This window comes from Enterobacter sp. MGH 24, assembly GCF_000493015.1.
Taxonomy (GTDB): domain Bacteria; phylum Pseudomonadota; class Gammaproteobacteria; order Enterobacterales; family Enterobacteriaceae; genus Enterobacter.
In genome coordinates, this window is record NZ_KI535657.1 from 1,272,634 (window position 1) to 1,287,705 (window position 15,072).

Annotated in this window: 11 protein-coding genes; 6 read left to right on the top strand and 5 right to left on the bottom strand. The window is 57.9% G+C overall.

Going from position 1 to position 15,072, the window contains the following annotated elements:
- Positions 1-1,401 carry a Si-specific NAD(P)(+) transhydrogenase gene (gene sthA, locus L370_RS15750; RefSeq protein WP_023333838.1) on the top strand — a complete coding sequence of 467 codons (1,401 nt, stop codon included), beginning with the start codon at positions 1-3 and terminating at the stop codon, positions 1,399-1,401.
- Here sthA and oxyR read toward each other — a convergent pair.
- The 4 genes from oxyR to argC form a co-directional block, all read right to left on the bottom strand.
- Positions 1,375-2,301: a DNA-binding transcriptional regulator OxyR gene (oxyR, locus tag L370_RS15745; RefSeq protein WP_023333839.1), complete on the bottom strand. Its 927-nt coding sequence runs from the start codon at positions 2,299-2,301 to the stop codon at positions 1,375-1,377. The genes sthA and oxyR overlap by 27 nt on opposite strands.
- A 305-nt stretch (positions 2,302-2,606) precedes the next feature.
- Complete coding sequence (gene argH / locus L370_RS15740) at positions 2,607-3,980, bottom strand: argininosuccinate lyase (RefSeq protein ID WP_023333840.1); 1,374 nt, start codon at positions 3,978-3,980, stop codon at positions 2,607-2,609.
- 74 nt (positions 3,981-4,054) lie between these two features.
- Positions 4,055-4,831 (bottom strand): acetylglutamate kinase, encoded by a 777-nt coding sequence (gene argB / locus L370_RS15735; protein ID WP_155858022.1) that lies wholly within the window; start codon positions 4,829-4,831, stop codon positions 4,055-4,057.
- Positions 4,832-4,837: 6 nt separating this feature from the next.
- The gene (gene argC / locus L370_RS15730) at positions 4,838-5,842 is read right to left on the bottom strand and encodes an N-acetyl-gamma-glutamyl-phosphate reductase (RefSeq protein WP_023333842.1); all 1,005 of its coding nucleotides are present in this window, start codon (positions 5,840-5,842) and stop codon (positions 4,838-4,840) included.
- 88 nt (positions 5,843-5,930) lie between these two features.
- On the opposite strand from argC, the gene argE reads away from it, so the two are divergent.
- The 5 genes from argE (at position 5,931) to L370_RS15705 (ending at position 12,745) form a co-directional block, all read left to right on the top strand.
- Positions 5,931-7,082 (top strand): acetylornithine deacetylase, encoded by a 1,152-nt coding sequence (gene argE / locus L370_RS15725; protein ID WP_023333843.1) that lies wholly within the window; start codon positions 5,931-5,933, stop codon positions 7,080-7,082.
- 246 nt (positions 7,083-7,328) lie between these two features.
- Positions 7,329-9,980, top strand: coding sequence for a phosphoenolpyruvate carboxylase (gene ppc, locus L370_RS15720; protein WP_023333844.1), 2,652 nt, complete (start codon positions 7,329-7,331; stop codon positions 9,978-9,980).
- A gap of 93 nt (positions 9,981-10,073) precedes the next feature.
- Positions 10,074-10,838 carry a helix-turn-helix transcriptional regulator gene (locus tag L370_RS15715; protein ID WP_023333845.1) on the top strand — a complete coding sequence of 255 codons (765 nt, stop codon included), beginning with the start codon at positions 10,074-10,076 and terminating at the stop codon, positions 10,836-10,838.
- Positions 10,839-10,966: 128 nt separating this feature from the next.
- On the top strand, positions 10,967-11,629 hold the full coding sequence (gene fsa, locus L370_RS15710; protein WP_023333846.1) for a fructose-6-phosphate aldolase: 663 nt from the start codon (positions 10,967-10,969) through the stop codon (positions 11,627-11,629).
- 12 nt (positions 11,630-11,641) lie between these two features.
- A complete protein-coding gene (locus L370_RS15705) occupies positions 11,642-12,745 on the top strand; it encodes a bifunctional L-1,2-propanediol dehydrogenase/glycerol dehydrogenase (RefSeq protein WP_023333847.1) in 1,104 nt (367 codons plus the stop codon).
- Positions 12,746-12,836: 91 nt separating this feature from the next.
- Here the strand turns inward: L370_RS15705 and katG are convergent, their stop codons facing one another.
- Entirely contained in the window at positions 12,837-15,017 is a 2,181-nt protein-coding gene (gene katG / locus L370_RS15700) for a catalase/peroxidase HPI (protein ID WP_023333848.1), read from the bottom strand.
- Positions 15,018-15,072 lie beyond the last annotated feature (55 nt).

Here is a 15,072-nt window from a genome sequence, read left to right on the forward strand (position 1 = left end):
ATGCCACATTCCTACGATTACGACGCAATAGTTATTGGTTCCGGCCCCGGCGGCGAAGGTGCTGCTATGGGTCTGGTGAAACAGGGAGCCAGAGTAGCGGTCATTGAGCGCTACCATAATGTCGGCGGCGGTTGCACCCACTGGGGCACCATCCCTTCGAAAGCCCTCCGCCACGCCGTTAGCCGCATTATCGAATTTAACCAGAACCCTCTTTACAGCGACCACTCCCGACTTCTTCGTTCATCTTTTGCTGACATCCTGAATCACGCGGATACCGTTATTAACCAGCAGACGCGCATGCGTCAGGGGTTTTATGAGCGTAACCACTGTGAGATTTTGCAGGGCAACGCGCATTTTGTGGATGAACACACCCTGGCACTCGAATGCCACGACGGTTCGGTTGAAACCATCACGGCTGAAAAATTTGTGATTGCCTGCGGTTCACGTCCGTACCATCCGGCAGACGTGGACTTCTCGCACCCGCGCGTCTACGACAGCGACTCGATTCTGAGCCTGCATCATGAACCCCGCCACGTCATTATCTATGGCGCAGGGGTCATTGGCTGCGAATATGCGTCGATCTTCCGCGGAATGGACGTCAAAGTTGACCTGATCAATACCCGCGACCGCCTGCTGGCGTTCCTCGATCAGGAAATGTCGGACTCCCTCTCCTACCACTTCTGGAACAGCGGCGTGGTGATTCGCCACAACGAAGAGTACGAGAAGATCGAAGGCTGTGACGACGGGGTGATCATGCACCTGAAGTCCGGTAAAAAGCTGAAAGCAGACTGTCTGCTGTACGCCAACGGCCGTACCGGCAACACCGATTCACTGCAATTGCAGAACATCGGTCTTGAAACCGATAGCCGCGGTCAGCTGAAGGTCAACAGCATGTACCAGACCGCCCTGCCGCACGTTTACGCGGTCGGCGACGTGATTGGTTACCCAAGCCTGGCCTCTGCCGCTTACGACCAAGGACGCATTGCCGCACAGGCGCTGGTAAAAGGCGAAGCGACGGCGCATCTGATTGAAGATATCCCGACGGGCATCTATACCATCCCGGAAATCAGTTCAGTCGGGAAAACCGAGCAGCAGCTGACGTCAATGAAGGTGCCTTACGAGGTGGGTCGTGCGCAGTTTAAACATCTGGCGCGGGCGCAAATCGTGGGTATGAGCGTGGGGACGCTGAAGATCCTGTTCCACCGCGAGACGAAAGAGATCCTCGGCATTCACTGCTTCGGTGAACGCGCGGCGGAAATCATTCATATCGGCCAGGCGATAATGGAGCAGAAAGGTGGTGGTAACACCATTGAGTACTTCGTTAACACCACCTTTAACTACCCAACTATGGCGGAAGCCTACCGGGTAGCGGCACTAAACGGCCTGAACCGCCTGTTTTAACGCGCTGTCGAAATGGCCATCCATCGAACCGCGGATGGCCTCTGCCAGCTGCTCATAGCGGCTGCGCAGCGGTGAACCCGGACGATAAACCAGGCCGATCGTGCGACGCGGCTCCGGCTTAATGCACGGCAGATAAACCACGCCATCACGTTTACGCTCGCGCGGCACGGCCAGCGCAGGCAGCAGCGTAATACCGCTTCCCGCCGCGACCATATTACGCAGCGTCTCCAGGCTGGTTGCGCGGAAATGGGTATCCTCATCCGCACCCGCTTCGAAGCAGAAACCCATCGCCTGATCGCGCAGGCAGTGGCCATCTTCCAGCATCAGCAGCTTTTCACCGGCCAGATCGGCCATCGGCACGCGATCGCGGTTCGCCCACGGGTGATCTTCATAGATCGCCAGCATCATCGGCTCATCGAACAGCGGCACTTCAATAAACGCTTCGCTCTCTTTCACCAGCGCCAGAATGGCGCAGTCGAGCTTGCCGCTGTCCAGCTGCGCCAGAAGCTGATGGGTTTGCGCTTCGTGCAGGTACATTTCGAGTTTCGGGAACGTCTGGTGCAGCATCGGAATGATGTGCGGCAACAGGTACGGGCCAACGGTTGGGATCAGGCCAATATGCAGCGGGCCGGACATCGCCTCCCCCTGCTGGCTTGCCATTTCCTTGAGCACTTTGACCTCGCGCAGCACGGTGCGCGCCTGATCCACCAGCAGAAGACCTGCCTGTGTGAACAGAACCTTACGACTGGTGCGCTCCAGCAGCATCACGCCCAGCTCGTCTTCCAGCTTGCGGATCTGACCGCTCAGCGTGGGCTGGCTGACGTGGCAGGAATCTGCCGCGCGGCGAAAGTGACGATGCTCGGCTAACGCTACCAGGTATTCAAGATCACGAATATTCATTATTCATCCTCCGTCGCCACGATAGTTCATGGCGATAGATAGCATAGCAACGAACGATTATCCCTATCAAGCATTCTGTTGAATAATACACCACATAGACGAGGCGGCACGTGTTTGACCCTTGACGTCCCCGCACCGTCAGCGAGTTTCTCTCAAAACTCGAACAACTAAAGCCAACGTGAACTTTTGCGGACCCCGTGGTCCGCTTTTTTTTTGCGTAAAAAAAGCCTGGCACTAAGCCAGGCTCTGTTTTTCTCCCTCTCCCTGTGGGAGAGGGCCGGGGTGAGGGCACCCGCCCGCACAAATCAAACCAGCCGGTTTTTCGCATCCGAAATCGCCTGCGCCACCTGCTTCGGCGACACGCCGCCTTTCGCCGCACGCTTGTCCAGACAAGACTGCAGGGCCAGAATCGGATACACATCGTCTCCAATCACCGCGCTGAACTTCTGCAGGTCGGCCAGCGCCAGATCTTCCAGCGGTTTACCCTGACGAATGGCTTCCACTACCGCTTCACCCACAATATGGTGCGCTTCACGGAACGGTACGCCTTTCGCCACCAGATAATCCGCCAGTTCGGTAGAGTTTGCATAACCCTGCTGGGCCGCTTCCTGGCAGCGCGGACGTTTCACCTGAATGCCGTCCAGCACCAGCGCGCCCATATGCAGGCAGTCCAGCCAGGTGTCGAGGGCGTCGAACAGCCCTTCTTTGTCTTCCTGCATATCTTTGTTGTACGCCAGCGGCAGCCCTTTCAGGGTCATCATCATGCCGGTCAACGCGCCCTGCACGCGGCCACACTTGCCGCGGATCAGCTCCAGCGCGTCCGGGTTTTTCTTCTGCGGCATCAGTGAAGAGCCGGACGTCACGCGATCGGACAGCTCGACGAAGCCCGCTTCGCCAGAGTTAAAGAAGATCAGGTCTTCGGCAAAGCGCGACAGGTGCACCATCCCGATAGACGCGTTTGAGAGCAGCTCCAGCACGTGGTCGCGGTCAGAGACGCTGTCCAGGCTGTTACGGGTGGCGGAGGCAAAGCCCAGCCAGCCTGCCAGCTGTTCACGGTCGATTTCATACGCCGTACCGGCCAGAGCACCGCTGCCCAGCGGGCTCACGTCCAGACGCTTGAGCGTATCCTGCAGGCGGCTTTCGTCACGCGCAAGCATCTCAACGTAGGCCAAACACCAGTGCGCAAAGGTCACCGGCTGCGCGCGCTGCAGGTGGGTATAACCCGGCATCACCGCGTCCTGATTATTCTGTGCGGTCTCCACCAGCGCGGTCTGCAGCTGACGATTAGCCGCCAGCAGTTCGCCGACGGTATCTTTACACCACAGCTTCAGATCGGTGGCGACCTGGTCGTTACGGCTACGGCCGGTGTGCAGCTTTTTACCCAGTTGACCGACCTTGTCGATAAGCTTGCCTTCCACCCAGCTGTGAATATCTTCAGCATCGCTTTCGAGGATCTGCTGCGGGTTAAGACGCACCTCTTCCAGCAGATTATTCAGCGCTTCTTCCAGCCGTAATTGTTCGTCTGCGGTCAGTACGCCCACCGTCACCAGCGCTTTGGACCAGGCCACAGAGCCGACAATATCCTGTTCGGCCAGGCGGTAGTCGAAGCGCAAAGAGTCGTTGAACTGTTTGAACCGCTGATCCGCTGCCTGTGTAAAACGCCCACCCCAAAGTGCCATAACATGATTCCTTTATTCGTTAGTTCTGCCGGGTGGCGCTTCGCTTACCCGGCCTACGGTCATTCAATAAAAACTTACGCTAAAATACGCGTGCCAATCGGCGTGCCGTTAAACAGCGCCGGGAGCTGCTCCGCGTGACGCCAGGAGGCGATATCCACCGGGCGGCCCAGCGTGCGTGCGGCATCCAGCGCGGCGTTCACTTTGACGATCATGCCGTCGGTAATAATGCCCTGAGCAATCAGCTGCTCGGCTTTCTCAGCCGTCATTTCCGCAATGCGCTGGCCTTTACCGTCCAGAATGCCGCTCACGTCGGAGAGCAGGATCAGATCCGCACCCAGCGTTGCCGCCAGTGCCGTCGCCGCCTGGTCCGCGTTGACGTTCATCAGCTCACCCTCTTCGGTCACACCGATAGAGCTCACCACCGGCAGGAATCCGCCTTCCAGCAGAGTGTTAATCAGCTTAGGCGAACCTGGCTGCGCCAGTCCAACGTGGCCGAGCGCTTCGTCGAGCTGGGTCACTTTTACGCTGTCGCCATCGCCCAGATAGAGACCCACGGACGCGATGTGGTGTTTCTTCGCCCACGCCAGCAGCGTTTTGTTCGCCGTACCCGCCAGCGCACCGGTAATGATGTCAATCTGGTCAGCAGGCGTGACGCGCAGGCCGTTCTTCTTTTTCACCGGCAGGTTGAGCCCTTTCATCAGCTCATCCACCACGCAGCCGCCGCCGTGCACAATCACCAGCGGACGCTGGTGTGATTCGCGATAGTTCACCAGCGCGGTAAACAGACGCTCCAGCGCTTCTTCGCTGTCCAGCAGTACACCACCGAGTTTGATAATTAATGGGTTCATCATCACACCTTAAATAAGAGCCTGCGTTTCCGGGAAACCGAAACGAATATTTGCACACTGCATTGCCTGTGCGGCAGCGCCTTTGAGTAAGTTATCTTCTGCGGCGACAACGATGAGATGCTCGCCCTGCACGGCAAAGCCGATGTCGCAGAACGGCAGGCCGACCACATTTTTCAGCGCCGGCACGCCTTTGTCGTACAGGCGCACCAGCGGTTTATCCGCATAGGCCTGCGTGAAGACCTCGTTCACCTGCTCTTTGGTCACGCCGGGCTTCAGGCGGCAGGTAATGGTTTCGAGGATCCCACGCGGGAAGCTGCCCAGGTGCGGGGTGAAAATCACGTCCGCGCCCAGATGAGTGGTGATTTCAGGGTGATGACGGTGATTAAACACGCCATACGGCTGAAGGCTCACTTCGCAGAAGCTGTTGGAGATAGCCGCTTTGCGCCCTGCTCCGCTCACGCCGCTGGTGGCGTTGATCACCGGCCACTGGTTGAGATCCAGCAGGCCTGCATCGATCAGCGGCTTCAGGGAAAGCTGCGCCGCCGTCGGGTAGCAGCCCGGCACGGCAATCAGGTCCGCTTCTTTCAGCTTGTCTGCGCTCCACTCCGCCAGGCCGTACACCGCTTTTTCAAGCAGATCCGGGTGCTGATGAGTGAAGCCGTAATATTTTTCGTAAAACGCGCCGTCGTTAACGCGGAACGCGCCAGAGAGGTCAAAGACCACGCAGCCGGCCGCCAGGAACTGCGGCGCCAGGTCGTGGCTGACCTCGTGCGCAGTGGCTAAAAACACCACGTCGACGCCGTCGGTAAACTCGCTGATGTCAGACATTGGCTGCAGCGGCAGATCGACAATGCCCTTAAGCTGCGGATGCAAATCGGAAATTAACTTTCCTGCATCATTGCTTTGCGCTGACACGGTCAAAGCGGTTATGGTCATATGTGGATGGCGATTCACGTAGCTTACAAGCTCTGCGCCCGCATAACCGCTAGCGCCTACAATCAGCGTATTCAACATCGGGTTCCTTTATGCTCAACGTTAGTGTATTTTTATTCACATTTATTGCATGAATATTGATACTATCACGACCTAAGGTGTGTCAACAATGAAAATGAACTTACCGCCATTTATCGAGATCTACCGCGCCCTGATTGCCACACCGTCCATCAGCGCAACGGAAGAAGCGCTGGATCAGAGCAATGAGTCTTTAATCAATCTGCTGGCGGGTTGGTTTAGCGATCTTGGGTTCAACGTTGAGGTTCAGCCCGTCCCCGGAACACGCCACAAATTTAACCTGCTCGCCAGCACCGGAACCGGTGCAGGTGGCCTGCTGCTGGCCGGTCATACCGACACCGTACCGTTTGACGATGGCCGCTGGACGCGCGACCCGTTCACTCTGACCGAGCACGACAACAAGCTCTACGGTCTGGGCACCGCCGACATGAAAGGCTTCTTCGCCTTTATCCTCGACGCGCTGCGTGACGTGGACGTGACGAAGCTGAAAAAACCGCTCTATATTCTGGCGACCGCCGATGAAGAGACCAGCATGGCGGGCGCGCGCTACTTCTCTGAAAACACCTCGATTCGCCCGGACTGCGCGATCATCGGCGAACCGACTTCTCTGCAGCCGATCCGCGCGCACAAAGGCCATATTTCTACCGCCGTGCGCGTGCTGGGCCAGTCCGGCCACTCCAGCGACCCGGCGCGCGGCGTCAACGCCATCGAGCTGATGCATGACGCCATCGGCCGCATCATGACCCTGCGCGACGACCTGAAAGAGCGTTACCACTACGAGGCGTTCACCGTGCCGTATCCGACGCTGAACCTCGGCAGCCTGCACGGCGGCGATGCCTCCAACCGTATCTGCGCCTGCTGCGAACTGCATATGGACATCCGCCCGCTGCCGGGCATGACGCTGAGCGATCTCGACGGCTTGCTGAATGAAGCACTGGCCCCGGTGAGCGAGCGCTGGCCGGGCCGTCTGACGGTCTCCGAGCTGCATCCGCCGATCCCGGGTTATGAATGCCCGCCGGATCATCAGCTGGTCGAAGTGGTGGAAAAGCTGCTCGGCGAAAAAACCGACGTGGTGAACTACTGCACCGAAGCGCCGTTTATTCAGACGCTATGCCCGACGCTGGTGCTCGGCCCGGGCTCCATCAACCAGGCCCATCAGCCGGATGAATATCTGGAAACCCGCTTCATCAAGCCCACCCGCGAGCTGATCGCCCAGGTTGTGCATCACTTCTGCTGGCATTAATGACCTTTCCCCTCTCGGAAGAGAGGGGAAAATCCCGCGATCTCCGTCACATTCCCATAAGCATCTCTTATCTGACGCAATACGAATTAAATTTCGTAAATTACCCACATTTATTCGTTTGCTGAACCGTTTTCGCAGCAATTGACGACGGGGGTTTTACGTGGCTTTATAAAGGGAGATGACAAAATAATGTCCAGAAGATTCTCGCCTGGGCATAAACAAAAATGATGGGGTGACTGGGTTTTTATGAACGAACAATATTCCGCGTTGCGTAGTAATGTCAGTATGCTCGGCAAAGTGCTTGGAGATACCATCAAAGATGCGTTGGGGGAGAACATCCTCGACCGCGTTGAAACCATCCGCAAGCTGTCTAAATCTTCCCGTTCAGGTAACGAGGCCAGTCGTCAGGAGCTGCTCACCACCTTGCAGAACCTTTCTAACGATGAGCTGCTGCCCGTTGCACGCGCATTCAGCCAGTTCCTGAACCTGGCAAATACCGCTGAGCAATACCACAGCATTTCGCCTAACGGCGAAGCGGCCAGCAACCCGGAAGTCATTGCCCGCACCCTTCGTAAACTGAAAGACCAGACAGACCTCAACGAAGCCACCATCAAAAAAGCGGTGGAGTCGCTTTCGCTGGAGCTGGTGCTGACAGCTCACCCAACCGAAATTACCCGCCGCACCCTGATCCACAAAATGGTGGAAGTGAACAACTGCCTCAAGCAACTGGATAATAAAGACATTGCCGACTACGAACGCAACCAGCTGATGCGCCGTCTGCGCCAGCTAATTGCCCAGTCCTGGCACACCGATGAAATTCGTAAGCATCGCCCAAGCCCGGTAGACGAAGCCAAATGGGGCTTTGCGGTGGTGGAAAACAGCCTGTGGGAAGGGGTGCCTAACTACCTCCGCGAGCTGAACGAACAGCTGGAAGAGAACCTGGGCTACCGCCTGCCGGTCGACTTTGTTCCGGTGCGCTTCACCTCCTGGATGGGCGGCGACCGCGACGGTAACCCGAACGTGACCGCGGAAATCACCCGTCACGTCCTGCTGCTGAGCCGCTGGAAAGCGACCGACCTGTTCCTGAAAGACATTCAGGTGCTGATCTCCGAGCTGTCGATGGTTGAGGCGACGCCTGAACTGCGCGCGCTGGCCGGGGAAGAAGGTGCCAGCGAGCCGTACCGTTTCCTGATGAAAAAACTGCGTGGTCAGCTGATGGCCACTCAGGCCTGGCTGGAAGCGCGTCTGAAAGGTCAGCGCCTGCCAAAACCAGAAGGGCTGCTCAGCCAGAACGAACAGCTCTGGGAGCCGCTGTACGCCTGTTATAAATCACTGCAGGCATGCGGGATGGGCATCATCGCCAATGGCGAACTGCTCGACACCCTGCGCCGCGTGAAGTGTTTCGGCGTGCCGCTGGTGCGTATCGACGTACGTCAGGAAAGTACCCGTCATACCGAAGCGCTGGGCGAGCTGACCCGCTATCTCGGCATCGGCGATTATGAAAGCTGGTCCGAAGCCGACAAACAGGCCTTCCTGATCCGCGAGCTGAACTCGAAGCGCCCTCTGCTGCCGCGCAACTGGGAGCCAAGTAACGAAACCCGCGAAGTGCTCAACACCTGTAAAGCGATCGTTGATGCGCCGAAAGGATCGGTGGCCGCCTATGTGATCTCCATGGCGAAGACCCCGTCCGACGTGCTGGGCGTTCACCTGCTGCTGAAGGAAGCGGGAATCGACTACGCTCTGCCGGTCGCCCCGCTGTTTGAGACCCTCGACGACCTGAACAACGCCAACGACGTGATGACGCAGTTGCTGAACATCGACTGGTACCGCGGCTTTATTCAGGGCAAGCAGATGGTGATGATCGGCTATTCAGACTCCGCAAAAGACGCGGGCGTGATGGCGGCATCCTGGGCGCAGTATCAGGCGCAGGACGCACTGATCAAAACCTGCGAGAAAGCCGGTATTGAACTGACCCTGTTCCACGGACGCGGTGGTTCAATTGGCCGTGGCGGCGCGCCAGCACACGCGGCGCTGCTGTCACAGCCGCCGGGAAGCCTGAAAGGCGGCCTGCGCGTCACCGAGCAGGGCGAGATGATCCGCTTCAAGTACGGCCTGCCGGAAGTGACCATCAGCAGCCTGTCGCTCTATACCAGCGCTATTCTGGAAGCGAACCTGCTGCCGCCGCCGGAGCCGAAAGCATCCTGGTGCCATATCATGGACGAACTGTCTGATATCTCCTGCGATCTGTACCGCGGCTACGTGCGTGAAAACAAAGATTTCGTCCCTTACTTCCGCTCGGCTACGCCTGAGCAGGAGCTGGGTAAACTGCCGCTGGGCTCACGTCCTGCGAAGCGCCGCCCAACCGGTGGCGTAGAGTCTCTGCGCGCAATCCCGTGGATTTTCGCCTGGACGCAGAACCGTTTGATGCTGCCCGCCTGGCTGGGTGCCGGTGCCGCGCTGCAAAAAGTGGTGGAAGACGGTAAACAAAACGAACTGGAAACCATGTGCCGCGACTGGCCATTCTTCTCTACCCGTCTGGGCATGCTGGAGATGGTCTTCTCGAAAGCGGACCTGTGGCTGGCGGAATACTACGATCAGCGTCTGGTGAAACCTGAGCTGTGGGCGCTGGGTAAAGAGCTGCGCGAACTGCTGGAAGGCGACATCAAAGTGGTGCTGGACATCGCCAACGACTCACATCTGATGGCGGACCTGCCGTGGATTGCAGAGTCTATCCAGCTGCGTAACATCTACACCGACCCGCTGAACGTCCTGCAGGCAGAACTGCTGCACCGTTCGCGTCTGGCGGAAGAAGAAGGTAAAGAGCCGGATCCGCGTGTTGAACAGGCGTTGATGGTGACGATTGCAGGCGTTGCGGCGGGTATGCGTAACACTGGCTAATGCTTTATGCCCGGCGGCGCTGCGCTTGCACGGGCCTACGTTAAGTAGGCCGGGTAAGCGTTAGCGCCACCCGGCAATACCCTGGTATCCACCATGCACCACGATGTTAGACAAATCCTGACGGAGCTGATTAACGGCGCATTACCCCTGCATCAGGTGCACTTTGTCGCGCCTGCCAGGAAGAATACCCGAACATCACCTTGTCTCTCGGTTATCATGGAAACCCGCTGCGAGGCATTCTTTTCCACATCCGGGCACGTCCCGCTTCATTCTTCAAACATTCTCAGAATAAGCTTCGGTAAACAGCAGCTGACGCTTCAGCTCCATCGGGATAACGTCCTTTTACAACAGCAGCAGGCCGCCAGGCGAGGCCCCCGGACGGGCGCGTTTCTCCTGCAAACACTCAACGAACTGCACATGCAACCGACCGAGCAGGACACGGCCAGGCTGGTAGTCTTAAGTCTGCTCAGCCACTGCCGCGATCTGCTTGGCAGCGAGATCCACACTGATAGCCGCAGTCGCGCGCTCTTCGAAGCCGTTCGTCGCTTTATTGACGAACATCATGCCTCAGCGCTGACCCGGGATTCCGTTGCCGAGGCGTTTTATATTTCCCCTAACTATCTCTCTCACCTTTTTCAGAAGACCGGAAATGTTGGGTTCAATGAATACCTGACGCAGACGCGTCTGGAACTCGCGCGCCAGCTGCTCAAGGAGTACGATTTAAAAATTAAGGATATTGCGGCACGCTGCGGGTTTATGGACAGCAACTATTTCTGCCGTCTCTTTCGCAAACACACCGAACGTTCACCTTCCGAATATCGCCGCCAGTATCACAGCCAGCTGATCGCCAAAAACTAGCACTGTGATCGGCATCGCACTTCGTTAAGCAGAATACATTTGTCCAGTATTTAGCAAAATTGACCTGTATCGGCCGCGCCTGGCAGGGCCTTATCCTTTATTTAACCTTTCTGACTTAAGGAAAAATAATGGAACTGTACCTGGATACCGCCAACGTGGCGGAAGTTGAACGCCTGGCCCGCATCTTCCCTATTGTGGGCGTCACCACCAACCCGAGCATCATTGCCGCCAGCCGTGAATCCATCTGGGACGTGCTGCCGCGTCTGCAAAAAGCCATTGGACCGGAAGGCACGCTGTTTGCTCAAACCATGAGCCGCGATGCCGAAGGCATGGTGGCGGAGGCAAAACGTCTGAGTAACGCCATCCCGGACATCGTGGTAAAAATCCCGGTCACGGCTGAGGGCCTTACCGCAATCAAGGTGCTGAAAAAAGAGGGCATTACCACGCTGGGGACCGCCGTTTACAGCGCGGCACAAGGTTTGCTTGCCGCGCTGGCAGGCGCGAAATATGTCGCGCCGTACGTCAACCGCGTTGACGCTCAGGGCGGTGATGGCATTCGCATGGTCCAGGAGCTGCAATCCCTGCTGGAACTGCACGCGCCAGAAAGCAAAGTGCTGGCCGCCAGCTTTAAAACCCCGCGTCAGGCGCTGGACTGCCTGCTCGCCGGATGTGAGGCAATCACGCTTCCCTTAGACGTAGCGCAACAAATGCTCGGCACGCCAGCGGTAGAGTCAGCCATAGAGAAGTTCGAGCAGGACTGGAAAAACGCGTTTGGTAACCTCAACCTCTAAGGGAGAAATGTTATGGACCGTATCATTCAATCGCCGGGGAAATATATCCAGGGCGCTGATGTGCTTACCCGTCTCGGCGACTATCTGAAACCCCTGGCCAATCGCTGGCTGGTTGTCGGCGATAAATTTGTGCTGGGTTTTGCCAAAGAGACCCTGCGTCAGAGTTTTAAAAAAGCCGAACTGCATGCCGAAATCGCGCCGTTTGGTGGCGAATGTTCACAAAATGAAATCGATCGCCTGAAAAAGCTGGCCGATAGCGCCGACTGCATGGCGGTGCTGGGCATTGGCGGCGGTAAAACGCTGGATACCGCCAAAGCGCTGGCCCATTTTATGGACGTACCCGTCGCCATTGCGCCAACAATTGCCTCCACCGATGCGCCGTGCAGCGCCCTTTCCGTTATTTACACCGACAGCGGTGAGTTCGATCGCTACCTCATGCTGCCGCACAACCCGAACATGGTTATCGTCGATACCAAAGTGGTAGCGGGTGCGCCGGCACGTCTACTTGCCGCCGGGATTGGCGATGCGCTGGCGACGTGGTTTGAAGCACGCGCCTGCTCGCGCAGCGGCGCAACCACCATGGCGGGCGGCAAATGTACGCAGGCAGCACTCACGCTGGCCGAGCTGTGCTACAACACGCTGGTTGAAGAGGGTGAAAAAGCCATGCTGGCCGCGGAACAGCATGTGGTTACACCGGCCCTGGAACGCATTATCGAAGCCAACACCTATCTCAGCGGCGTAGGCTTTGAAAGCGGCGGGCTGGCGGCGGCACATGCTATTCATAACGGTATGACGGCGGTACCGGACGCGCATCACTTCTATCACGGCGAAAAAGTGGCGTTTGGTACGCTGACGCAGCTGGTACTGGAAAACGCGCCGGTAGAAGAAATAGAGACCGTCGCCGCGCTTTGCCACAGCGTTGGGCTGCCGATCACCCTGGCACAGCTGAACATCAAAGAGGATATTCCGGCCAAAATGCGTCTGATCGCGGAAGCCTCCTGTGCCAAAGGAGAAACGATCCACAACATGCCGGGGGGCGTCACGCCGGATCAGGTGTATGCGGCGCTGCTGGTGGCCGACCAGTATGGCCAGCGGTTCCTGCAGGAGTGGGAGTAATAAAAAAGCCGGGTGGCGCTGCGCTTACCCGGCCTACATGGCACTTTAATTTGTAGGCCGGGTAAGGCGTAGCCGCCACCCGGCACACTGGCTACTTCACGTCAAACCGATCCAGATCCATGACCTTCGCCCAGGCGGCAACGAAGTCGCGGACAAACTTCTCATGCGCATCATCACTGGCATAAACCTCTGCCAGCGCGCGGAGGACGGCGTTCGAACCGAAGACCAGATCGGCGCGGGTGGCGGTGTATTTCACTTCACCGCTGGCGCGATCGCTTCCGGCAAACAGTTCATTAGATTCGTCGGTCGCCTTCCACTGGGTGTTCATGTCCAGCAGGTTCACGAAGAAATCGTTGCTCAGCACGCCCTCGCGGTCGGTGAACACGCCATTCTTACCGCCATCAAAGTTGGCACCCAGCACGCGCAGGCCACCGATCAGCACCGTCAGCTCAGGCGCGGTCAGCGTCAGCTGCTGGGCTTTGTCGATCAGCAGTGACTCAGTGGTGGACACATCCACCTGCGCACGGTAGTTGCGGAAGCCGTCGGCAATCGGTTCGAGCAGGTTAAACATCTCGATATCCGTCTGATCCTGACGCGCATCTACGCGCCCCGGGGTGAACGGCACGTTGACATAAACGCCTGCGGCTTTTGCCGCCTGCTCAACACCTACCACGCCTGCCAGTACGATGATATCGGCCAGAGAAGCTTTGTTGGTGGTGCGCTGGATAGCCTCCAGAGCCGGCAACGCGCGAACCGCAGCGGCGTTAACGTCCCAGTCGCGCTGAGGAGCCAGCGCCAGACGCGCGCCGTTGGCACCGCCGCGCTTATCGCCACCGCGGAAGGTTGAAGCTGACGCCCAGGCAACCGAAACCAGTTCGCTCACGGACAGACCGGATGCCACGATTTCAGCCTTCAGGCTTTCAATGTCTTCTTTCGACGGATTGAACACCGCCTGCGGCAGCGGATCCTGCCAAATCAAATCTTCTTTCGGCACTTCAGGGCCGATGTAGCGCGCTTTTGGCCCCATATCACGGTGGGTCAGCTTGAACCAGGCACGCGCGAAGGCTTCGTTGAAAGCCTGCGGATCGTTCAGGAAGCGGCGGGAAATTTTCTCGAATTCCGGGTCAAAACGCAGCGTCAGGTCGGTGACCAGCATAGTAGGTTTGCGTTTTTTCGACGGGTCGAACGGATCGGGCATGATTTCCGGCGCATCCACGGCTTCAAACTGAATCGCACCCGCCGGGCTGCGGGTCTGTACCCATTCATATTTGAACAGGTTCTCGAAGAAGTAGTTGCTCCACTGGGTCGGGGTTTGCGACCAGATAACTTCCAGACCGGAGGTAATGGCATCTGCACCAACGCCCGTACCGTGCGTGCTGGCCCAGCCCAGACCCTGCGCTTCAATCGGCGAGGCTTCCGGATCGGTGCCCACGTGGGTGGCTTCACCCGCGCCGTGGGTTTTGCCGAGGGTGTGGCCGCCTGCGATCAGCGCAACGGTCTCCTCGTCGTTCATCCCCATGTTGCCGAAGGTCGCGCGAATGGCTGCCGCTGCAGACAGGGGTTCACCGCTGGCGTTCGGTCCTTCAGGGTTAACGTAGATCAGGCCCATTTCGGTGGCGGCCAGAGGGCGCTTCGCCAGCGCTTCCGGGTCGCGGTGGGTCAGCCAGGCTTTTTCATCACCCCAGTTCACGTCGAGATCCGGTTCCCAGACGTCTTCACGCCCGGCACCAAAACCAAAGGTGCGGAAGCCGGAGTTCTCCAGTGCGACGTTACCCGCGAGGATAAAGAGGTCAGCCCAGGAAATTTTTTGTCCGTATTTTTGCTTGATTGGCCACAGCAGACGACGCGCTTTATCCAGGCTCACGTTATCCGGCCAGGAGTTCAGCGGCGCAAAGCGCTGTTGACCGCGTCCAGCCCCACCGCGCCCGTCAACGGAGCGATAGGTACCCGCGCCGTGCCAGGCCATACGGATAAACAGGCCCGCATAGCTGCCCCAGTCGGCAGGCCACCACGGTTGGGAGTCAGTTAAAAGTGCTTTGAGATCGCCTTTAAGAGCGGAGTAATCAAGCTTGCTGAATTCTTTGCGGTAGTCGAAGTCTTCACCCAGCGGGTTCGAACGGTTGGAATGTTGGTTAAGAAGATCGATGCGGAGTTGTTTTGGCCACCAGTCGCGGCTGCTTGTACCTGCGCCCGCGCTGTGATCGACGCCGCCCTGATGGAACGGGCATTTGCCGACTGATGCCGCTTTATTGGTCTCGTCTGACGTGCTCATCGCTATGCTCCCTTTTACAGTGTTACCGTTACGATATACGCCCTTGTTGATAAGG

Coding starts and splice junctions, on each gene's coding strand:
- sthA (WP_023333838.1), top strand. CDS start 1: ATGCCACATTCCTACGATTACGACGCAATAGTTATTGGTTCCGGCCCC.
- oxyR (WP_023333839.1), bottom strand. CDS start 2,301: ATGAATATTCGTGATCTTGAATACCTGGTAGCGTTAGCCGAGCATCGT.
- argH (WP_023333840.1), bottom strand. CDS start 3,980: ATGGCACTTTGGGGTGGGCGTTTTACACAGGCAGCGGATCAGCGGTTC.
- argB (WP_155858022.1), bottom strand. CDS start 4,831: ATGATGAACCCATTAATTATCAAACTCGGTGGTGTACTGCTGGACAGC.
- argC (WP_023333842.1), bottom strand. CDS start 5,842: ATGTTGAATACGCTGATTGTAGGCGCTAGCGGTTATGCGGGCGCAGAG.
- argE (WP_023333843.1), top strand. CDS start 5,931: ATGAAAATGAACTTACCGCCATTTATCGAGATCTACCGCGCCCTGATT.
- ppc (WP_023333844.1), top strand. CDS start 7,329: ATGAACGAACAATATTCCGCGTTGCGTAGTAATGTCAGTATGCTCGGC.
- L370_RS15715 (WP_023333845.1), top strand. CDS start 10,074: ATGCACCACGATGTTAGACAAATCCTGACGGAGCTGATTAACGGCGCA.
- fsa (WP_023333846.1), top strand. CDS start 10,967: ATGGAACTGTACCTGGATACCGCCAACGTGGCGGAAGTTGAACGCCTG.
- L370_RS15705 (WP_023333847.1), top strand. CDS start 11,642: ATGGACCGTATCATTCAATCGCCGGGGAAATATATCCAGGGCGCTGAT.
- katG (WP_023333848.1), bottom strand. CDS start 15,017: ATGAGCACGTCAGACGAGACCAATAAAGCGGCATCAGTCGGCAAATGC.